Here is a 21425-nt window from a genome sequence, read left to right on the forward strand (position 1 = left end):
GTTCATGCAAGAGAAAGTACAAATTGAAGGAGCTTTGTTTGAAATCAATGCACATTACAATCTTCTCAGTGATTCTGAAAAGAAAGTAGCTTCGTATGTACTGCGTGAACCAAAAAAAACCCTGCATTTCAACGTCCGTGAACTTTCCAAGCAAAGTGGTGCCAGCCAAGCGGCGGTCATCCGTTTTTGCAAGCATCTCAACTTTTCCAGTTTCAGCAACTTCAAGCTTCGGCTTGCCCGCGATGTATTCGACAACTACGATGAGCGCTATGTTCCCGATCTGGAACTTGAGTCTGAGACAGCCCCGCAAGCGGTCATTCATTCCATAATCCAGCGGTTTCAGCAATCCTTTGCAGCCCTTGAACGGGGGCTCGACAGCCAGTGTTTGGAGCAAGCTGTCACCATGATTCTTTCTGCCCGGTCCACCGCCCTATTCGGTGTCGGAGCCTCGGGAGTTGTTGCCTTCGACTTCATGCAGAAACTCGTCCGACTCGGGCTTCCCGTTTTCTATACGCACGATACCGATCTGCAGCTCACTGCCGCTTCAACCATCAGGATGCATGATTGTGCTTTCATAATCTCCTACTCGGGAGAGAACGACTCCATGATAGCTGCAGCAAAGCAAATCCAGAAGAATAAGGTTCCCATTATTTCGATCACGATGGATAGCGACAACACCATCCGTCGTTTGTCCGATATCAATATTGTGGTTCCCGCCTCTGAACGAATCTACCGCCAAGGGGCAAGTACGTCACGTATCAATCAATTGGCAGTCATCGATATTCTCTATTCATTGATGGTTTCCAAGAATCTCGATGCCTCCATCGAGGCCATAGAACAAACCATGGCGGCTACCCATCGCCATAATCCATCCAAATAAAACCTTGAGATTGCTATTGCAAAGGAATCCTGGATGCATGCCTGGATCAACTTGTACAATTGGTGTACTTTTATTGTCAAGGAAAGGGTATGTCAAAACAGAGTTCAGAGTATAGTCCTCAGGAGATAGAGAAAAGTCTCTATACCGGCTTCATAGACAGAGCCTTCCCTTCTTCTCCCTCGCTTCGTCCCCGCTTGATCATCAACAATCGGGAGAAGCACCAAAAGGTGCTGCTCACCATCCAGAGTGAACTCTCATCTTGCACACAGTTCGACATTGCAGTCGCCTTCATCACCCGCGATGGAATTGCTTCGCTGCTGCAAACCTTGCTCGAAGCATCCCAACGGGGGGTTCGGGGAAGGCTGCTCACCACCAACTACCTTCACTTCAATGAACCGGAGGCGCTTGAGACTTTACTCGACTTGCCTAACCTGGAAGTACGAATCCTCGAGGGCAACCTGCATACCAAGGGGTATTTGTTCCACCATGCGCACAAGACCATCAACCTGGTGGTGGGAAGTGCCAACCTGACAGCTCAGGCTCTTTCGACCAACCAGGAGTGGAATGTGCAGTTCACCTCGACCGAGAACGGGGAACTGGTGCATCAAACCTATGCCGACTTTAACAGAATGTGGGATACTGCGGTAACGCTATCCCCAGCATATCTGATGCACTACGAAAAAGAGCGCGAGGCTGCTAGGACAACAATGCAATGGACACCGTTACCTCCGGTTCCCCAACCCCGTTATCCCCTCTACGAAGAGGAGACGCAGCAGGGTGAGCTTGTTCCGAACACCATGCAGGGGGAAGCATTACAAGAGCTCTTGTGCCTGCGTGCAAAGGGCGAGACAAAAGGGCTTATCATCTCGGCCACCGGCACGGGCAAGACCCACCTTGCCGCCTTCGACGCAAAGGCCTGTAATCCCAAACGCCTCCTCTATGTGGTGCACAGAGAGACCATCCTGGTAAAATCCATGGCAACCTTCCAGCAAGTATTTGGAAAGAATGAGCGAATACGCTTCGGTGTTGTAGGAGGAGGGAGGAAAGAAACCCAGTGCGATTTCATTTTTGCCAGTATTTCCACCTTGGCACGCGAGGATGTCCTTTCCCAATTTGCACCCGATCATTTTGACTACATCATCGTCGATGAGGTACATCGCGCGGGTGCAGAGTCTTACAAGAAGGTGCTTGCCTACTTCAAGGGAGCATTTACCCTTGGCATGACCGCGACCCCCGAACGTACCGACGGTCAGGATATTTACCGGCTCTTTGACTACAATATTGCGTACATCATCAGACTGCAGGCAGCTATGGAGGCCAAGCTGCTGTGTCAGTTCCACTACTATGGTATCAGTGATTTCACACTTGATGGGTTTGCCGTCGATGACTCCAGTGATACGCGCTTTTTGACAAGCGCAGCACGAGCCGGGCACATCAAAGTGGCAATCGACACCTACAGCATGCACGAGAAACGAAAACGGGGACTCATTTTCTGCCGCACGGTTATAGAAGCAAAAGAGCTTTCAGGAAGGCTGAATTCACTCGGTTTGAAAACACTGGCCGTAACAGGGGAAGACTCGGAGACAGTGCGGGAGCAAGCAATCCAAAGGCTGCAATCCGACCAAAGGCCGGATATGCTTGAATACTTGGTGAGTGTCGACATCTTCAACGAAGGAATCGACATCCCCAATCTTAATCAGATCATTATGGCCAGGCCCACCCAGTCGGCTATCATCTTTGTACAGCAATTGGGACGGGGACTGAGAAAGGCAAAAGGCAAGAGGTTTGTCACCGTTATCGATTTTGTCGGCAACTATGACAACAACTACCTTATTCCTATCGCCCTCTATGGGGACACATCCTTCAACAAGGATAGGATGCGCAAGATGATGGTTAGCGGAAATTTGGTTCTCAGCGGCGAGTCGACGGTAAGTTTTGATCGCATTGCGCGTCAACGCATCTACAAAGCCATTGATAATGCCCGTCTCGATACCAAGGCATTGTTCAAAGAACAGTACCTGAAACTCAAGGCAAAATTGGGTCAAATACCTTCTCTCATGGACTTTGCCATTGCCAAGGAGTATGATCCCCTGCTCTTCTTCAAGAAGTATGACAGCTATCCCGCCTTGCTTATGGGCTTTGGGGAACTTGCAAGAGACACCCTCACAAAGAATGAGCTCTCCTCACTACGCTTTCTTTCCCAAGAACTAGCCAACGGCAAAAGGCCGCATGAGCTGTTGATCCTGAAGCTTCTTGCAAAACACGGTGGCATCAAACTTGCCATGTTCCAATCCACATTGGAGCAGGAGTACCACGTAATTCTTGATGAACAAACGTTTGGATCAGCAATCAGATTGCTGAATAATGGGTTTGTGAAACAAGCAGTACGCGATACCTATGGAAATATTTCATATGCCCTCATGCAGGATGGCAGCCTATCGGCAACACCACAGTTTCTTGCCCTGCTTGCATCAGAGAGCTACCGCAATGCATGCGACGATGTGATTGCGCTGGGGTTGTTCAACTACAGAGCCCATTATGACAATCACCTTCGCCAGCCGAATTCTCTTGTGCTCTATGAGAAATACTCACGCAAGGATGTATGTCGAATCCTCAATTGGGAGGACAATGAGGACTCGACCATGTATGGGTATAAGATCAAGTACAATACGTGTCCAATCTTTGTGACGTACCATAAGGGAGAGGCGATTAGTGCCAGTACCGATTACGATGATATGTTTCTCAGCCCCGAGCTTTTTTCTTGGATGACCCGCAGTAAAAGAACGCTGGATTCAGGTGAAGTGAAAAAAATTCTAGGCCAGCATGATTCCGGTCTGTCCATACCCTTGTTCATCAAGAAACACGACGATGAAGGTGCTGACTTCTATTATATCGGGCAAGCCGAATACCTCAAAGGCAGGGAAAGACAGACCACAATCAAGGACGATGAAGGAAAGGACCTGAATATCGTAAACTTCCTGTTCAGACTTCAGCATCCCTGTGAGGATGATCTCTATACCTATCTGATGGAACAAGCGCAGTAAGACTCTCATGACGTTATACCTGTTTAATTCAATAAACACGTTTTTGTAATCATTTTATGTAATTCGTATTTCCAAATGAATTACTACTTGAATTAATGCCTTTTCATGCCAGTTAAGGCACAGTATATCAAAGATGGTATAAAGATTTTTCAATTGGAGGATTACCTGCATGAGGACGATTGAGGACTATCTAGCATTGTCATATACCCTTGGTATCAAGAAAGAAGAATCAGGCTCCTAGTACATTTCAGTCAAAGAATTGGAAGGCTGTATCTCAGTTGGCCAGACAGTAGAAGAAGCCATTGCAATGATTGAAGATGCAAAGGAAGATTGGATTCGTTTCAGCCTAGAGAAAGGATTACCCATACCAGAACCTGAAGCCAGCTCAAGCAGAGCCTACAGCGGAAAATTCATTGTGCGTGTCTCCCCTTCCCTTCATAAAACATTGGCTGAACAAGCCAAAGCTGACGGTATCAGTCTTAATCTCCATGTAGCCGAGTTGCTAAGCGGTGCTGGTGCAAAGATTGAGGAAAAAGAAAAGATGATTGATTCCCTCATTCTACGTCTACAAGAGCATCCTGCGAAGCCGATGATTCCAGGGGCTGCCGGGACCAGGAAGCCGAGAAACAACAATAAGGAAATCTGGGGAGAATCACAGACGGCATATGAAAAGCCGTAGAACGACCTGAGCAAGAGTAACTCTGGACATGCTTTCTTCTACCTCGTAGGATTAGCCATCAGGGGAGTAGATATGGCAGCACATCGAATCTATGCAATGAGTTTTTCCAGTGTTTATCCTATGTATATCCAAAAGGCACAGAAGAAAGGCCGAACCAAGGATGAGGTGGACACCATCATCCGTTGGCTGTTCGGGTATACCCAAGAACAATTGCAAGAGCACATTCAGAAGGAAACTGACTTTGAGACCTTCGTCAAACAAAGTCCCCATCCCAATCCGCAGCGAAGTAACATCACGGGCTCTGTCTGTGGCGTACGCCTGAGTGAGATAGAGGACCCGATCATGAAGGAGATCCGGTACTTGGACAAGCTCATTGATGAACTTGCCAAGGGAAAGGCGATGGGGAAGATTCTACGGGCGTAAGCCTTGCTGGCAACAGGCGATTTCAGCTGCTCTTCCTCTACCCCTTCTGGGCTTCGTTGAGCAGGACTTTTATCTCCAGCAGCAGGTCTTCCACACTCTTTCCGTTCTTGGTCAGCAGTTCTGGATACTCAGTCTCGAACCGGGTATTGATCCTGAAGAACCCACCATACAGATGGGCGGTGAGGGCATACTTAAGCTTCGCAGGCTCACCATTCTTCATATATTGGTAGAGCTGCTTGTGTTCTTTGAGCAACGTCTCAAACACGTGTTTCTGCCGTGTTGCCTTATAATCCAATCTGCGGTATCGCGAGTAGTGGACATCCATTCTCTGAATCATTTCCCAGAGCTTGGTCTTGCGCATCGAGCGCATACAGAGTCCGTGGAACTGAGAGTCGATGAAATAGAACTCTTCATCGTTGACACCCTGGCGGATCTGTTCCTGCTGCATCTGCAAATTCTCTTCCAAAGCCTTGAACAGCTGTGCATCAGGATTCGAAGCAATATGCGACATGACGGCATATTCCACCTGGGTGCGCATGAAAATAATCTGGGCAGCCAAATCCAAATCGATAAGACTGACATACGTCCCCTTTTTTGGATGGACGGTTACCAACCCCTCACGTGCCAGATGGGCAAACACATTGCGGATCGGAGTGCGCGAAGTATTGAAGCGAGTGCTGACTTGATTCTCGCTAAGTAATGCACCCGGAGTTATTTTGAGCGTAAGGATATCCTGTCGAAGAATTGTATAGATCTCACTCATCGAAAGTGCATTCTTACTTTCATCCTGGAAAACATCAGAAACCATGGATTCCTCACCTGTTTTAGTGCAATAAGTATATACCACATACTGTATCGATTCTTGGATACAAGCAATAGATATACCAAGAAATATTGGCAAATACTATACTTTTATTGCCATTTCTTGCAACTATATTTGTCATTTATAGAATTTTTTTATCGCCATATACTCTTCATGTATCCAAGTTATGACGTTGTATCATCAATAATGTCCTGAATATTACCAGTATTTGCAGATATTTTTGGACATTATTATCAATTTATCTATTTTGCTTGTATCCAAGAGTTGACAATTCAAAAAACCGGTTCCTATACTTATACAAGAATTCATATAAATACTCGATTCAAAAAGAAGGAAGGAGAGCCCCATGGCAAAAAAACAGTATGTATATCGCATCGATGATCTACCTTTCACACCGCTTGTGGAAAAAGAAGGGATAGTCACGCAATTCCTATTAGGTGACAACATTCAGATCAGTTTCATCCAGAACCCTCCCGGAGCAACCTTTCCCCTACACTCCCACGAAGCTGAACAAATCCTCATCATGCTGGAAGGTACCGAGGAACATGAAATCGATGGGCAGAAGATTCACATGGAAGCAGGCGATGTCTGCATTCATCCGGGCAATGTCATGCACGGAGGGGTAACTCTCACAGGCTTCAAAGGAATCGATATTTTCTCACCCCCCCGTACCGACAAAGGCGGGCATGTTGAACGAATGATCTCCTACAAAACCATGCCCGATTCCGAGGGAAAATATCCCGCCAACAAGATTGAGACCAAGGTACCCACCTGGTTCAAAGGGGTTTTGGCTGCACTGAGGGCCAAAAAATAGCAATTTGTGGAATATCCACAAAACATAGGAGGAAAGGATGAAAAAAAGTATCGTTGTAATTCTGATGGTTCTTTGTTTGGCTTTGACAACAGTTTTCGCAGCTGCACAAGCTGAAACAGCAGCCGCCGCTGCTCCTGTTATCAACATGAAGCTGGCACACTATGCGGCAGTTGACCACCCCGGTGGGATTGCTGCAAAGCAATTTGCCGAGAACGTACAAAAGCGGACCAACGGAGCCATTAAAATCGAAGTGTATCCCAACAATGAATTGGGAGCACCCGATGAAATGCTTGAACAAAACATCCAAGGCGTTGTCGACATGACACTCGGCACCCAGGGATCGCTTGGCAAGTATTCAACCAAGTTTGCCGTTGTCATGCTTCCTTTTGTCTTTGACAGCTATGACCTTGCCTACAAAGTATTGGATGGACCTTTCTACAATTGGATAAAGGACGACCTTCTGTCAAAGGGCCTTGTCTTCATCGGAAGCTGGGATTATGGATTCAGGAATCTTACCAACTCGGTACGACCCATCAACTCCCCCGATGATGTCAAAGGCCTTAAGATCAGGACGCCGGGAGAGATCCAACTGCAGTCCTGTATGGAAGCCTTGGGAGCAAACGTGCAGACCATAGCCTTCAATGAACTCTACCTCTCGTTGAAACAAGGCACCGTTGATGGACAGGAAAACCCGCTGAGCGTCATTTACTTCAACAAGTATTATGAAGCACAGAAGTATCTTGCCATCACCAACCATGTGTACAACTCCATGAACCTGGTAGTCTCCAAGAAGGTTTGGGACAAGCTGTCAGCCGAGAATCAGAAAATCCTGCGCGAAGAGAGTGCCAATGCAGCCCAGACCATGAGAAACCTGATCAAGAGCAGTGATGCCGATTACATCGCTAAACTTGAGAAGCAGGGAATGATTGTCACTCGGCCCAATACTGCGGCCTTTGCAGCCAAAATGGACTCGTCGTACAAGGCAATCTCCAAGTACGTTGGGGACCAGGCGATCATCGACCAATTCCTGAAAATGGTAAGTGATACCAAGAATAGCAAATAACGCTGGGTTTTAGTGTATGCGTGAAGCGGCAGTGCTTGCAGCTGCTTCACGCTTATAAAAGGGAGAGTACACTATGTTGGCATTGATCGTTTCTGTATTACTCATCGGTCTTATGATTTTCGGTGTTCCCGTTGCAGCAAGCATGGGTATCACTTCACTTGGCATCTTCGCAGCCCTTGGACAAGGCCAATATCTGGCAGTCATGCCGCAACGAATTTACGTGGGGGCGACCAGCATTACCATGTTGGCGATTCCTTTTTTCATTCTTGCAGGGAACCTGATGAATACCGGGGGTATCACCGATAGGATTTTCAACTTTGCTCGAGCCTGCTGCGGCCATTGGCCGGGGGGCTTGGGACAAGTAAACATTCTCTCAAGCGTCATCTTCTCAGGCATGAGCGGCTCTGCAGTTGCCGATGCGGCAGGCTTGGGAGCTATTGAGATGAAGGCAATGGGAGATGCAGGCTTTGATAAGCGATTTGCTGCAGGTATTACCGCAGCCTCTTCCACCATCGGGCCGGTAATCCCCCCAAGCATCCCCTTTGTCGTCTACGCTTCCATTGTAGGAGCTTCAGTCGGAAAACTCTTCATGGCAGGCTTCATTCCCGGCCTACTCATGGCAGCAGCAATGAGCGTTGCCGTGTTTATCACCAGCAAACGCAAACACTACCCTGTTGAGGCAAAAATGCCTTGGAAAACGCGCTTGGTGTATTTTTGGAAAGCCATTCCCTCTCTGATGACTGTGGTCCTGATCATCGGAGGTATCTGGGGAGGGTTTTTCACGGCAACCGAAGCTGCAGTCATTGCAAGCTTTTATGCCCTCATTCTCGGAACGCTGGTTTATAAGGAAATCAAGCTTGCAGACCTTAAAAAAGTCCTGACTAATTCAATGTTGCAAAGCTGTATGACACTTTTCATAATTGCTGTCGCAAACTTCCTCGCCTACTTCCTTACCCACCAAAGAATACCTAATATGATCATAACAGGTCTGACTACGCTCACCACCAATCCTACCATTTTGATCCTCATCATCATCTTCATCCTTCTGGTGCTTGGTTGCTTTGTGGAAGGGGTTGCCGTCATTCTTATTACTACACCTATCTTCATGCCGGTAATCACCTCAATCGGTATGGACCCCGTTCAGTTTGGTGTAATCATGATCCTTGCTAGTATGATTGGGCTGCTCACACCCCCTGTAGGCATGAGCCTGTATGCAGTTTCAAGCATATCAGGAGTTAGTGTCATCGAACTGTCCAAGGAAGTACTACCCTATGTCTTAGGTATTTTTTTGGTCCTCCTTGCGATTGCATTCTGGCCGCCGCTTTCCATGACACTGCCAAATCTTTTGGCCTAAAGAGAGGATTGTATGGAATTATTACGAAAACTAGACAAACTAGCTGTACGTGCTTTAACCACCTTCTCCATAGGCTGTTTCGTAGCCCTCTTCATGGTACTCTTAAGCAATGTGGTGATCAGGATTACTAGTGCACCGATTAAAATGAGTTGGTACTCAGAAGTTGTCGAACTTCTTTTTGCCTATATGGTCATGGCATCGAGTGCAGTACTCTGTCAGAAAAAACAGCATTTCAAGGTCGATTTATTGGTAACTCGCTTTGGCACAAAAAAGCACTTTTATTACTTGGAGGTCGTAACCAACCTCATCAGTCTTACCTTTTTCTCTCTCTTGCTTTGGTATGGCACCAAACTGACCATTGAGGGAAACATGACCATGACAATACTGCCTATCTGCAAACGCTGGGGGTATATGGCAATCCCGATCTGCGCTCTCTTTCTCTGTATCTATACCATCCGCGATTTGTATTGCAATCTGATGATTGCAATCGGGAGAATGCCGATTCCTGCAGCTACGATGTAATCAAGAAGTCCTTGTGCAGATTCAAAGATCCGCTTAGGGCAGTATGAATCGCCAGGAAATAGGAAAGCCGGGCTGAAAAGCCCGGCTCAACCTTCTAACAATGATAGCTTAGTTGTAGGTGCCCGTCAGATTGAACGTCCCATTGGGAAGAATATACTCCAGTGACATGGTTTCATAATTGAATACGGCCCAAGTAAACAGACCGCCAATCTTGCCGCGAGCGTTGACCTTCTTGCCATTCATTTCCTTGAGTACCCAATTCATGGCAATTTCGGCACCAAGCAGAGAGCCATCGATCGTGCCGTTTGCTTCCAATACCGCGACAACCTGCATGGCGTCATCAACAATCTTGATTACGCTATGATTGGAGCCGGAAATCGCACCGGTAACAGGATCGAGATTGTAGTTGGTGACATTGTTCATGATCACATTCTTGCCATCAAGCAAATCCCAGTCGGACTCAACCGCTCCACCGTATGGGCCATAGGCAAAACTATACAAGGTCTCTTCGACAGTCTTGTAGTGGTTGCTGTCACCCTTGTGTTCGGTAACCACACTCTCATAGTCCTGGTACACATTAACAGTCGCTGTGAAGCTTGTAGGTCCGCCGGTTTTTCCCACCTTGCGTGACACGACCTCGTCACTTGTTGAAAGACTCCGTGATAGTGCATCACTGCTCATCGACATATCACAGCTTGCAAACATACTCACCAATGCAATCAATAGCACAACAATAAAGATGTTTCTCTTCATGGTAAATTCATACCCCTTTTTCATACAACATGAGATAATAGTTGGAACAACTTTACCTCATCTGTCAATAAAAATCGTCTATTCTCGTATAAATTGATGCTGAACAGCATACTTTACTGCCCGGTACGTCCGTTTGCCCATACGATTGGGATGAGAGCATAGAAGAATTATACGAATGCAACGCACAACATTCACATGACAAAGAGCGTATCATACGTTATAAGTAGGAAAGAGGTACGTGATACTGGACTGTCACTTCTAACGTACCAGCTACAGACAGAGGTTTCAGCATGCCCATCAACCGTCATGCCCTGGCTTGGAAGCGTAATCTTTTCCTTCTGCTCCTGCTTGTAGTGGGGTTCTCTGTCGCCATGCCTGTGTACTACATCTATAAACAGGCTGAAGCCATCATGATCGAACAAACCCAATCAAAAGCAAGCAGCCTCGCTGTTTCTGTGGCAGCCTTCCTATCCTACAACATAGAGGATTATCGCCCTCTCTCGGAAGCGGATGTATTGGCAGAGGGCGGCAAGCTTGAACAAACATACCTTGCGTTCAACGCAGTCCTTGAAGAGATAAAAAGGAACAGTGATGTCACCTTTATTTATACCAGCAAGTACCTCAACGACAAAACCAGCATATTCATCCTGGATGCAGAGAATCCCAACAGTGTACTCTTCTCCCCCTTCGGCAGCCGGGACAGCATGGATCCAGCTGAGCTCCAGACTCTGCTTTCAGGAGAATCGACCGTAACACGAGTTGAGGATGACAGTGTCTGGGGGACCTACCTTTCAGCATATGCTCCGATTAAGGATAACCGGGACGGGTCGACAGTTGGACTGGTAGGGGTCGACTATTCAGAAGACTATCTTCTGGTACAATTCAGACGGTTTGGTTGGGTCCTGAATATCAGCTTTACCGTCTTCACCCTACTGATCTCCATTGCTATCTACATCCTCATAGTTGCCATCCATGAACGTAACGGCATTGACGATTTAACCAAGCTCGGCAACAAGCGAGCCTTCCTGAAAGGACTGCAGGTAACCTTGGAGGAAGCAAAAAAGACCAATCAGAATTTTGTCTTATGCATGCTCGACGTCAATTCCTTCAAAGCCATCAACGACACCTACGGTCATCCGGTAGGGGATAGTGTATTGAGGTGTATAGGCAGGGCATTGATGCAGGCAGTAGATAAATCCAAAGGGTGTTACCGCTACGGAGGCGATGAATTTGCAGTACTCTTACCCAACACCACACTTTTGCAAGCGCAAGCAGCCAAGAAGAGCATGGAGGATGAAATCAGCGCAATCGATATTCCTGACTTGAAAGGAATGCGTGTGTCGGCAAGCATCGGCATGGCTGAATGGCTTCCCGGCATTACAGCTGAGACGCTGATCGATTTATCTGACAAGGACCTGTATGTGCAAAAGCTGAAAAAGCACCATCACTAAGCAGTCCATTCATACGTAATTAGCAAGAACTTCAGACTTGAGTCTTAAGCCTGTACCTTTCTATTTACATCCATTCTCTTGGACAACGGAATTCTACCGAGTCTGAAACCTTGTCACTGCGGAAAAGCACTAGTATTTTTACTTGCTCCTATGTCATACTGATTTTACTTATGACAGAACCGAGCGCCCATGAACAAGGGGTTGAGCTGTGAACCGCATAAAAGCAAAGCCGCTTTCAATCAAAAGTATGGTATTCCTCTTGTTCCTTGCCGTAATGGTGTTCACCATAGGGGGCATTGGCTCACTGGTGTATGTTCGTTGGGCTGCCTCTGCTGAACAAACCACAGATGACATAGCAAACACAATCGGCTTGTCATTGCAGCAACAACTTCGTACATTCATGCAAGTTCCGCTTCAAATCAATCACACAAGTCAGGGCATGATCGAAGAACGCATTGTACATCTGGATGATGAACAGGAACGCGACCGGTTCTTCGTATCACTCATGTCTTCCTTCGACCCTTCCCTATACAGCTTCAGCTATGGCAGCAGCGACGGTCACTACTACGGTGCGCGCCGCAATACGCAAGGTGCCATCGAAATCATGCGAAACAATGAGCAAACCGACTCTCACTCTTGGTATTATTCAGTTGCTGAAGACCTCAGTGCAGGAGAAAAAGTTCTGGATGCCGGACCTTTCGACCCCCGTACTCGAGCGTGGTACCAAGTTGCCGAGCAACAGGAAGGCCCTTCATTTTCTCCGGTTTACAAGCACTTCATCATCGATGATCTTGCCATCTCTGCAGCTTGGCCGATCTATGATCGCGATCATGTGCTGCAAGGAGTTCTGGGCACCCATATTCTTTTGAATCGGATAGGAGATTTTTTGGCGAACACCGTCCGTTCACATGAAGGGCAGGCCATAGTGGTGGAACGAGAGAGTGGATTGCTGGTTGCCAATTCCCTCGGTTTGAAAAACTTCACGGTCAGTGAGGATGGAAAACTTAAGAGAAAGCATGTCGCTGAACTCGAAACCCAAGCCTTTGCCCAAGCGTATGAAGCAGGACAGAGTTCGCTGTATGAAGACTATCAGGTAAGTCTGTTCCCCCTACAGCTTGCCGGTATCGATTGGGTGGTGATCTCGGCCATCCCTCGATCCCTCTTATTTGCCCAGGTCAGGCAGACCATCGTCATTACGATAGTATTGGCTTTGGCAGCCCTCCTGATCGGCCTGATACTGTATGTAGCAGCCAGTTCGTACTTGATGCAGCCGATATCGCACCTGCTTGAAGTCTCAAAAGCTTTGTCGGAAGGCGACCTCTCAAAACGTGTAAGTTTTACACGCAAGGATGAAATCGGCGGTATCGCTTCCTCCATGAACAATGTCGCCGACACCATGCAACAGCTGATCAACAACCTTGAGGACCAAGTCAAGGAACGAACCGACGCCCTTGAGGAAAACAAGCAGCAACTTGAGCTGCTATTGAACTCTACAGCTGAGGGTATTTATGGAATCGATCTCGACGGATATTGCACCTTCTGCAACCAAAGTGCCGTAAACATCCTAGGCTTTACCGGGTTTCAGCAACTTCTGGGCAAACAGATGCACGATCTTATTCATCATAGCAACCGCAATGGCAAACCGATGGCTGTTTCGAGTTGCAAAATCTTCCAGTCAATACGAGAGGGCAAAGGCTACGAAGCCGAGGACGAAGTGTTCTGGAGAGCCGACGGAACCTTTTTCGAGGTAGCCTACCACTCCTACCCCCAAATTCGTGCAGGCAACATAGTTGGAGGGGTGGTCTCCTTCATGGACATCACCCAACGCAAGCAGAGAGAGAACCAAATCAGCTACTTGGGAAGTCATGATCCCTTGACAGGTCTGTTCAACAGGCGGCATTTTGAGGAACAGTTCCGCCTCCTCGATACCGCCCAGTATTGGCCCCTATCCCTTATCTTTGCCGACCTTAATGGGTTGAAACTAACCAATGACATCTTTGGTCATGGGGCTGGAGACCGCCTGCTCTGCCAAGCAGCTGAAATCCTGAAGCAAGCATGCAGGGGTGGTGATGTAGTGGCACGCATTGGAGGCGATGAGTTCATTGTGCTGCTTCCGAATACCGACACCGTACAAGCTCGAATGACCATCTCCCTGATTCATGCAAGCCTTGAACACGCGCCTTCTGATGCAATCAAGTGCAGTATTTCCTTGGGCTATGAAACAAAAACCAATCAAACGATGACCCTTGCAGAGCTGATGGCCAATGCTGAGAATGCCATGTACAAGGATAAAGTAACCAATCGCAAGCATGTACAAACCGATATGATTACTACATTGCAAGCGAGGTTGCATGCTCGCAGCAGTCGTGAAAGAGAGCATGCGATCGAGGTCAGCAATCTGAGTGAGATTCTCGGACTAGAACTTCACATCAGCAAATCAGAGCTCGCCACCCTCAAGCAAGCCGCATTCCTGCACGACATTGGAAAAGTTTCCCTCCCTGAAAAATTGCTTCACAAGAAAACCCTCACCGAGCAAGAGTATGCCACCATGCAGCAGCATGCTGTGATCGGCTATCGCATCCTGAACCTGTTTGAAGACACCCTAATTCTCGCAGAACCTGTCTACTCTCACCATGAAAGGTGGGATGGAACAGGCTACCCTCGTGCCCTGAAAGGAGTGCAGATTCCTTTGCTTGCCCGCATTATCGCTATAGCCGAAGTCTATGACAGGGTCAGAAACAATGAAGAACAGGGCAACGAACAACGTGCAAGGGCAGTTATCGAGCAAGGAGTAGGGAGTCAATTCGACCCAGATCTTGCAGCACTGTTTCTCAAGCTCCTACAGAAAACCGATACAGGGCGACAAGACAGCTGATCAACAGTCTTCTTACATTTTCTGTATAAAAAATGCTTTATCTTGTTGACAAGGAATATATTTAGGAATATATAGAACAGTGTTTAATATTCTTACACTGTTCAACAAGGAGCCGCCATGCCGACAAGAAGAGAGCGCGATGCACTGCAGATGAAGGACGATATACTCGCAGCTGCAAGTCAAATAGCAGAACAAGAAGGCTTTGAAGCCATATCGGTCCGTAAAATCGCCCAGAAAATTGACTATACCCCTTCGCTTATCTACCACTACTTTGCCAGCAAGGAAGAAATCATTTCAGTTTTGCTGCAACGAGGATACCAAAAGCTTACGATAGCCCTTGGAACTTCAATGCATGCCGCCAAGGAACCGATAGCCATGCTGACAGGAATGACTCGCACCTTCCTGATGACAGCACTCACCATTCCCAAAGAGTTTGTCATCGTCCATCTGGACAGCTCGGCAGAGGTATTGGAACACACCTCCTATCTGTCAAAGGGCGATATGGAGAAACGACTTCCGCTTCAATTTATTGGAAAGTGCATCAATGCCATGCATGAAGGGAGGGTACTCGACCAAGACCTGGTTGAATTGACCGCCCAGTCGATTGCTGCGGCCACCTTGGGCCTTGCCCTGAAACTCATCACCGAGAAAGACCTTCCTCTGAAGCAGAGAGAGACGGTGATCACCTACTTTTCCGACATAGTGGTCGCCCGAATGGCAAGGATGGAGGAATAAGCAATGAGAAAAATCACCGTATTCCTTTTCCTCCTCGGCTCGCTTACTGTATTCAGTTCCTGCAGTTTGCTTTCTTTGACAAAAGGGCTGGATGAAATGATGGCCCTTGAGGTGGGAGGAATTTCCTTGTCAGCCGTCGAAAACGGTTCCTACCGTGGTTCGTTTACCTTTGAACGATGGAGCAATATGTTGGAAGTAACGGTACAAGGCCATGCAATCACGGCAATATCCATTATCAAGGATGTGCGCTTTGCAAAGGCTGAGGTTTCGAATGCAATTTTCGAAAAGGTCCTTGATCAGCAGAGCCTGGGAGTCGATGCAGTTTCAGGCTCCACCGTGACTTCAAAGGCCTACCTAAAATCCATTGAGCTGGCACTACAACCCTAACTACAGCAAAAGGAGGATTCACTGCTATGGAATTCACACAGCATGACCATCAGCGGCAGAGAGAGCGGCTGAGTCAAAGTTTCCACTTCAGCCAAGCTTGCAGACAAGAAGGGATCGATACCCAGTATCTAGAGCACTGCATGCGAACAACAAAGAAAAAAAGTATGCTGATACAAGCTTTGGTACAGGTTGTTCTCCAGCTTCAGCGTACCTATACTGTCCATAGGCTGCAAAGGCTTGAATATAAAGTCCAAGTCTTTCAGCGAAAACTCTATGGGACTCTGTAGATGAGAGTGGCTGGCCCAAGCAACACCATCATGGAGCCCCCTCGAAAGCATCTTATTACTATGTATCAGCCAAAGGCCTTTAAAAGTTTTGTATCATTGCATATGCAGATGAAGACTGACCTGACTCAGCTCTTCTTCTTGCTTCTGGAGCGCTTGACGGGAACAGGAATTTCTTGCTCGAGAATCTCGATAACCTGGTACAACAATTCCCTATCTTCCACATCGACGATGTAGTGTTCTTTTGCTCCCTGATAGGGAAAGCCTTTCTCAGCTTCACCAAGAACGGCAGAAAGGCTTTCCAACATCTTCACATACACAGTGTTGTCGCAGACCAGCAACAGGGGTTTGCGATGCACATACACCATGTACTCACCAAACATTTTCTTGTACAGCGGCTGCCATACATCATCTATCTGGTTTACGACAAACTCTATGAAATCCTGGGTGGTTGCCATATCGGTAAAACTCCTTGACCAACCCTACTGCCGACATGCAAAGCTGTCCAGTCTGCAAGGGCGCTTCAATTGACAAATCGCTAATTGTGCCGTACATGATGAAATAAAGAGAGGATACGTACGTGAAACACCTGTTGGTATTGCTGCTGCTTCTCACTGTAGGGACCTTGAGTGCAGAGATTGCACCAGAGGAGTACCGGGGTATGCAGCTGAATGCTTTTGAGCACTTGGAAATCAAAGTACTTTCTGTCTCCAAATCCTACAACCTCTTTTCCGGCAACACTAAAGTCAAAGCCAATGCGGAGGTACGTACCGTTATTCGCAGCGAGTCCAACCTCACCGTTGGGGATAGGATTACTATCCGCTATACACACGATAAACCACGAAAGTTTTGGGCTGGCCCCAGGTCGATTCCCATTCTCGAGAAGAAGGAAGAGACCACAGCCTTCCTTGCCTTCGATACGGAAAACCTCGTTTATGTTCCTGCTGCCAGGGGAGCCTCATTCGAACCGTTGATCATTGAATACTAATTGATCAAACAATTATTTTCCTAAAGCTTGTCAGAATCGACCAACCTTTTGTGTTCCAGGATGTACAGGGGCTTCATGTTCTGATATGCCCCAAGGCGTACGAACTTGAAGGTGGTTGCCACTCCCATGAAGAGATTGAACAGCTGGTTCTTCAGATTTTTCTGCGGGAAGTCGTAAAGTTTGCGCTCTTTATAGAAGCGGTGGTCATCCCGCACCACACCGCGCATACCATAAATCAGATCACGGAAGATTTTCATACCACCGACGCCCAAAAAGTTGACACCTTTCTGGTAGTTGGCTCGTGCTGCACGATCGAGGCGCAAGGCGAGGTTCTCGATCAAGGCTTGCAAATGAGCAGAATCGGGGCACTCATCACTGATGACGCCTGCTGAATTCTCTTTTCCAACCCGATCCTTTCCTTCCAAAAACTCCTTCATGTTGGGAAGTTGGCTCAAAGGGCCGGCTACCAGATAACAGGTGTGCTTGCCCATCATGCTCGTTCGATGGCCGTTGGAGAACGTTCGATCCAAGAAAAGCTTCCATATGGGGCGGGCGTACCGCCCTTCGATATTCATGGCATGGACCAATACATCACAGGTGTTCACCAAGTTTTGGTAGAAGTCCTGAAACCCGTCCTTGCGGTCGCATTCTCCTACCAGCTCGCATCTGAGACACCCCTGACATGCTCCTTCATAGGGGAAGCTGTTGATGTCCACGACTTCCACCTCATTGGGATACGCAGCTACAAAGACATCGATCATGGCAGACAGATTGCTGTCCGTGTTCTTCTCGTCGGTCAGCAACACGGTACGCAGATCCTTTTTCTTGGCGGTTGCAGAATGCATACTTTGCGCCTTGAAAGGAGGAGAGCTCTCATTTCTCAGTACATTGCTGCGGCGTATCACAACAGATCGATCGATTGTGGCCTGGTGAAACTCCTGCATGAAGAAACGCATGCTTGCTCGGAACTCGCTCTTGAGGAGATCGGTATTGTCGACACTGAATCCTTCCATGAAATGCATGCCCAAGTCTTCACAGGTCCCATAGAGCCATTGCTCTGCAAGGTTGTCAAAGTAGTGGAAGCAGCTCATCACGCTGGTTGCATACTTGTCCTTGAAAATGGAATCCCTTCCTGCCTGCTTGACCAAGTCAAAGAAGCGGATCAGCTGCCAGGGAACCAGCATGGTATAAACTGGCGTAGCCCAGATGACGGCCTTACACGTTTCGAGCACACCAAGACTGTTCTCAAACCAGGCCTTGTCATACTCCATATCGGTCAACTGTTCACCAACGTGAATAATGAACCAGTCAATAGTTGGCTCACGGGTAACCAGATACTTAGCATATTGCAGGGTAAGGCTATACTCACCCTTCGGACTCGCATTGACGATAACCACCTTGGTCGCTTCACCCATACCCAATCTCCTTCCTTCAGCATACTAGTATTGGCTATAGGGTATGGGGGTAAAAGCGGGAAGTCAAGAAAATTGGGATTGTGGCATCACCCGTTCAACATCGATTCAGGCGAGAGAATCCTTGTAAGGTCGGCCTCGCTGAGATACCCATCCTCAAGCACGATCCTATACACCGAGCCATTGGTTTTCTGGGCTTTCTTGGCAATCTCAGAGCAGAGTTCATACCCTAATACGGGAACCAAAGCCGTTACCAAACCGATGCTGTTTTCCACCATCTCCCTACAGCGTTCCTTGTTTGCTGTAATGCCGGTAATACAGCGCGTGGTCAGGATATTCAGCACGTTGGTGAGGTTGTTGATCGAAGTAAAGAGCTTGAAGGCGATCAACGGCTCCATGACATTCAATTCCAGTTGGCCGGCTTCGGCAGCCAAGGTTATGGCAAGGTCATTGCCAATGACGTCGAAGGCTACTTGGTTTACAACCTCGGGGATGACGGGATTCACCTTGCCGGGCATAATTGAAGACCCTGGTTGCATGGGTGGGAGGTTGATCTCATTGATTCCCGCCCTCGGACCGGAGGAGAGCAAGCGCAAGTCGTTGCAAATCTTTGAGACCTTTGCAGCTATTCGCTTCAGTACCCCGCTCAGTTCAATGAAACCGCCAGAGTCCTGGGTAGCCATAATCAAGTTTCGGGAGGGGACCAAAGGTAAACCTGTCAGAAGTGCCAAATGCCGGGTAACCACCTCTGCATACCCTTTGGGAGCATTCAAGCCGGTTCCGATGGCGGTGGCTCCCATGTTGATCTCATACAGCAGAGTCTGTGCTATCCGCATCCGTTCGATATCCTCCCCCACACTCTCCGCCCAGGCGATAAACTCCTGACCCAAGGTCATGGGAATGGCATCCTGCAGCTGGGTTCTCCCCATCTTCAGCACATCGTGAAACTCCCGGCCTTTCTCCTCAAGGGCCTGCTTGAACCGCTCCAACTCGGAAAGCAAAGCGTTGAGCATCCAGGAAGCCGCGAGCCTTATGGAAGTAGGATACACATCGTTGGTCGATTGCGAGAGATTTACATGGTTGTTGGGGTGGACAATCTTATACTCACCCCGTTTCTTACCCAACAGTTCCAGGGCCCTGTTCGCAATAACCTCATTCGCATTCATATTCGTGGAGGTTCCCGCCCCTCCCTGGATGGCATCAACCGGAAATTGGTCGTGGAGTTTGCCACCAATAATCTCATCGCATGCCGTAACAATGGCATCGGCAATGATTGGATCGAGAATCTTATACTCAAGGTTCGCCAAGGCCGTAGCTTTCTTTATATATCCCAAAGCCTGAATAAAAAAGGGAAACTGGGATATCGGGATGTTCGACACCACGAAATTCTCCATTGCCCGAACGGTCTGCACCCCATAATAGGCATCAGAAGGGACCTGCTTGTGCCCTAATAAATCGTGCTCAATCCTCCATGCATCCATACCGATACTTCTCCTCTGAAACAAAGCGAGCCCGTAAACAAACCGCATCGTCAAAGACGACACGACATGAATTTCAAGTATTCTTGTTCAGCTTATACGCACTCCGTTTCTTTGATTACTTTTATGCTTACAGTATCATCGCATGCAACAGGAGGGGATTCAACCTTAATCAGATTCTTGTTGATACTCAAACAAATCCCCAGGCTGACAGCACAGGGTCCTACAGATTGCTTCCAGGGTGCTCAGCCTGATTGCGCTTACTTTTCCTGTCTTCAGATTGGAAAGATTCGCCATGGTAATCCCCACCTTCTCAGACAATTCGGTAAGGGACATTTTTCTGTCTGCAAGCACACGGTCAAGTCGGATGATTATTGCCATATATGCACCTATACCGTTTGCTCATATTCACTTTGCAAAGCGAGTCCATACCTGAAAAGCTCTCCAAGCAAGAGAAGGGTGAGTGCATAGAGCGCTTCGGAAGGAAGCAATTGGAAACGGAACTCAAGCAGGCCTGACAGGCTTCCCAAATCCTGACTGAAAGCAAACAGCATAAGCAGTTGTTTTGCATACGCAAGAACCAGCAACAGAAAAGCCATGCGCTTGATCTGCGTAGGAAGGGTTTGGCTGAACCCCTTGGCTTTCTGGATTGAGATGAGTATCGAACGCAGCAGAAAAAGGAAGGAAAGTCCAATCAGGAGTGTTGCCACCAGAAGCAGGGAATAGCCTATATAAGAACCCAGGCTTACCGCTGTAAGTGCGTGAGACAGCTGAATCCCTTCACCAAGCAACAAAGGCAATGAGAGATTGCCTTGCAAAGCCATGAATACCAAGAATACCCCGAGAGCAATGACAGCAACCGAACCAAGGATGAGACTGAGGGTGAGCAAGCTGGCAAGCAAACGCCACCCTTTGTTTGATACGCTAAGCATAGAACGCCTCCAAATATCGTATTACAGTTATTATTTATCGTAATACGATAATTTTGTCAAGGCATTCTTTTCTTTCTTATGTTACTGTCCTGCTTGCACCAAGGCATTCTCAAATGCCTTGAGATGCGTCTTGGAAGTAACGGTTGCCCCGCTGATCACGTCAACTGCCAGACTTTGCTGATCAACAACAGCTTGAAACAGCTCCTCGATTGTTCGTCCCTTGGAAAGCTTGACCGGTTGGCCATCCTTGCCCACCGCTCCCTTGAGAATTTTGAAGTGCGCAACCTTGCCATCGGCAATCTCGACCTCAACCTTGGTATCGCGCACATGAGACGTACTGCCATTCCACTGTCCTACGTAGGTTCCATCCTTAAGATTGGAGAACTGCACCTGAGCAAACTGCAACTGGGAAGCTTCCTTTCGATTCGGACTATCCACGCGCATTGCCATACATAGGCCAATGGCAAGTACCGCTACCAAACTTAACAGAATCCACATACACATTCTCCTTTTCTTATGCATTTCATA

Annotated in this window: 22 protein-coding genes; 14 read left to right on the plus strand and 8 right to left on the minus strand. The window is 47.7% G+C overall.

Features of this window, described 5'->3' with window-relative positions; all coding sequences use genetic code 11:
- Positions 1-4 precede the first annotated feature (4 nt).
- The 4 genes from SPIBUDDY_RS12735 (at position 5) to SPIBUDDY_RS12750 (ending at position 5026) form a co-directional block, all read left to right on the plus strand.
- A complete protein-coding gene (locus tag SPIBUDDY_RS12735; RefSeq protein WP_013608177.1) occupies positions 5-880 on the plus strand; it encodes a MurR/RpiR family transcriptional regulator in 876 nt (291 codons plus the stop codon).
- Positions 881-969: 89 nt separating this feature from the next.
- On the plus strand, positions 970-3924 hold the full coding sequence (locus SPIBUDDY_RS12740; protein ID WP_013608178.1) for a DEAD/DEAH box helicase: 2955 nt from the start codon (positions 970-972) through the stop codon (positions 3922-3924).
- 259 nt (positions 3925-4183) lie between these two features.
- Positions 4184-4603, plus strand: a complete 420-nt coding sequence (locus tag SPIBUDDY_RS15840) for a toxin-antitoxin system HicB family antitoxin (protein WP_172634204.1) — start codon at positions 4184-4186, stop codon at positions 4601-4603.
- Between the two features lie 72 nt (positions 4604-4675).
- Positions 4676-5026, plus strand: a complete 351-nt coding sequence (locus tag SPIBUDDY_RS12750) for a DUF2200 domain-containing protein (protein ID WP_013608179.1) — start codon at positions 4676-4678, stop codon at positions 5024-5026.
- 37 nt (positions 5027-5063) lie between these two features.
- Here the strand turns inward: SPIBUDDY_RS12750 and SPIBUDDY_RS12755 are convergent, their stop codons facing one another.
- Positions 5064-5834, minus strand: a complete 771-nt coding sequence (locus SPIBUDDY_RS12755) for a GntR family transcriptional regulator (protein WP_013608180.1) — start codon at positions 5832-5834, stop codon at positions 5064-5066.
- Positions 5835-6195: 361 nt separating this feature from the next.
- Here SPIBUDDY_RS12755 and SPIBUDDY_RS15845 point away from each other — a divergent pair, with 361 nt between their 5' ends.
- The 4 genes from SPIBUDDY_RS15845 to SPIBUDDY_RS12775 all read left to right on the plus strand — a co-directional run bounded on the left by SPIBUDDY_RS15845 (position 6196) and on the right by SPIBUDDY_RS12775 (position 9602).
- Entirely contained in the window at positions 6196-6663 is a 468-nt protein-coding gene (locus tag SPIBUDDY_RS15845) for a cupin domain-containing protein (protein WP_013608181.1), read from the plus strand.
- 37 nt (positions 6664-6700) lie between these two features.
- Positions 6701-7726 (plus strand): TRAP transporter substrate-binding protein, encoded by a 1026-nt coding sequence (locus SPIBUDDY_RS12765; RefSeq protein ID WP_013608182.1) that lies wholly within the window; start codon positions 6701-6703, stop codon positions 7724-7726.
- 73 nt (positions 7727-7799) lie between these two features.
- On the plus strand, positions 7800-9080 hold the full coding sequence (locus SPIBUDDY_RS12770; RefSeq protein ID WP_013608183.1) for a TRAP transporter large permease: 1281 nt from the start codon (positions 7800-7802) through the stop codon (positions 9078-9080).
- A 12-nt stretch (positions 9081-9092) separates the two neighbouring features.
- Positions 9093-9602, plus strand: coding sequence for a TRAP transporter small permease (locus tag SPIBUDDY_RS12775; RefSeq protein WP_013608184.1), 510 nt, complete (start codon positions 9093-9095; stop codon positions 9600-9602).
- Between the two features lie 108 nt (positions 9603-9710).
- Here SPIBUDDY_RS12775 and SPIBUDDY_RS12780 read toward each other — a convergent pair whose 3' ends face one another.
- Positions 9711-10355: a hypothetical protein gene (locus tag SPIBUDDY_RS12780; RefSeq protein ID WP_245523779.1), complete on the minus strand. Its 645-nt coding sequence runs from the start codon at positions 10353-10355 to the stop codon at positions 9711-9713.
- A gap of 290 nt (positions 10356-10645) precedes the next feature.
- Between SPIBUDDY_RS12780 and SPIBUDDY_RS12785 the strand changes: the two genes are divergently transcribed.
- From SPIBUDDY_RS12785 to SPIBUDDY_RS12805, 5 genes are all read left to right on the plus strand, one after another.
- On the plus strand, positions 10646-11806 hold the full coding sequence (locus tag SPIBUDDY_RS12785; RefSeq protein WP_013608186.1) for a diguanylate cyclase domain-containing protein: 1161 nt from the start codon (positions 10646-10648) through the stop codon (positions 11804-11806).
- A 208-nt stretch (positions 11807-12014) separates the two neighbouring features.
- Complete coding sequence (locus SPIBUDDY_RS12790; RefSeq protein ID WP_013608187.1) at positions 12015-14681, plus strand: diguanylate cyclase domain-containing protein; 2667 nt, start codon at positions 12015-12017, stop codon at positions 14679-14681.
- Positions 14682-14798: 117 nt separating this feature from the next.
- The gene (locus tag SPIBUDDY_RS12795; protein WP_013608188.1) at positions 14799-15416 is read left to right on the plus strand and encodes a TetR/AcrR family transcriptional regulator; all 618 of its coding nucleotides are present in this window, start codon (positions 14799-14801) and stop codon (positions 15414-15416) included.
- A 3-nt stretch (positions 15417-15419) separates the two neighbouring features.
- On the plus strand, positions 15420-15803 hold the full coding sequence (locus tag SPIBUDDY_RS12800; RefSeq protein ID WP_013608189.1) for an FMN-binding protein: 384 nt from the start codon (positions 15420-15422) through the stop codon (positions 15801-15803).
- A gap of 26 nt (positions 15804-15829) precedes the next feature.
- A complete protein-coding gene (locus tag SPIBUDDY_RS12805; protein ID WP_013608190.1) occupies positions 15830-16090 on the plus strand; it encodes a hypothetical protein in 261 nt (86 codons plus the stop codon).
- A gap of 125 nt (positions 16091-16215) precedes the next feature.
- Here the strand turns inward: SPIBUDDY_RS12805 and SPIBUDDY_RS12810 are convergent, their stop codons facing one another.
- Positions 16216-16545 carry a transcriptional regulator gene (locus SPIBUDDY_RS12810; protein WP_013608191.1) on the minus strand — a complete coding sequence of 110 codons (330 nt, stop codon included), beginning with the start codon at positions 16543-16545 and terminating at the stop codon, positions 16216-16218.
- Between the two features lie 122 nt (positions 16546-16667).
- Between SPIBUDDY_RS12810 and SPIBUDDY_RS12815 the strand changes: the two genes are divergently transcribed.
- A complete protein-coding gene (locus tag SPIBUDDY_RS12815) occupies positions 16668-17075 on the plus strand; it encodes a hypothetical protein (protein WP_013608192.1) in 408 nt (135 codons plus the stop codon).
- 20 nt (positions 17076-17095) lie between these two features.
- On the opposite strand, the gene SPIBUDDY_RS12820 is transcribed toward SPIBUDDY_RS12815, so the two are convergent.
- The 5 genes from SPIBUDDY_RS12820 to SPIBUDDY_RS12840 all read right to left on the minus strand — a co-directional run bounded on the left by SPIBUDDY_RS12820 (position 17096) and on the right by SPIBUDDY_RS12840 (position 21419).
- Positions 17096-18490, minus strand: a complete 1395-nt coding sequence (locus SPIBUDDY_RS12820; protein ID WP_013608193.1) for an NAD(P)H-dependent oxidoreductase — start codon at positions 18488-18490, stop codon at positions 17096-17098.
- Positions 18491-18576: 86 nt separating this feature from the next.
- The gene (aspA, locus tag SPIBUDDY_RS12825; RefSeq protein WP_013608194.1) at positions 18577-19968 is read right to left on the minus strand and encodes an aspartate ammonia-lyase; all 1392 of its coding nucleotides are present in this window, start codon (positions 19966-19968) and stop codon (positions 18577-18579) included.
- Between the two features lie 165 nt (positions 19969-20133).
- A complete protein-coding gene (locus SPIBUDDY_RS12830) occupies positions 20134-20346 on the minus strand; it encodes a helix-turn-helix domain-containing protein (RefSeq protein ID WP_013608195.1) in 213 nt (70 codons plus the stop codon).
- Between the two features lie 8 nt (positions 20347-20354).
- Positions 20355-20897: a DUF2975 domain-containing protein gene (locus SPIBUDDY_RS12835; protein WP_013608196.1), complete on the minus strand. Its 543-nt coding sequence runs from the start codon at positions 20895-20897 to the stop codon at positions 20355-20357.
- 81 nt (positions 20898-20978) lie between these two features.
- Entirely contained in the window at positions 20979-21419 is a 441-nt protein-coding gene (locus SPIBUDDY_RS12840) for an FMN-binding protein (protein WP_041380790.1), read from the minus strand.
- Between the last annotated feature and the right edge of the window lie 6 nt (positions 21420-21425).

The organism is Sphaerochaeta globosa str. Buddy (genome assembly GCF_000190435.1).
GTDB lineage: Bacteria > Spirochaetota > Spirochaetia > Sphaerochaetales > Sphaerochaetaceae > Sphaerochaeta > Sphaerochaeta globosa.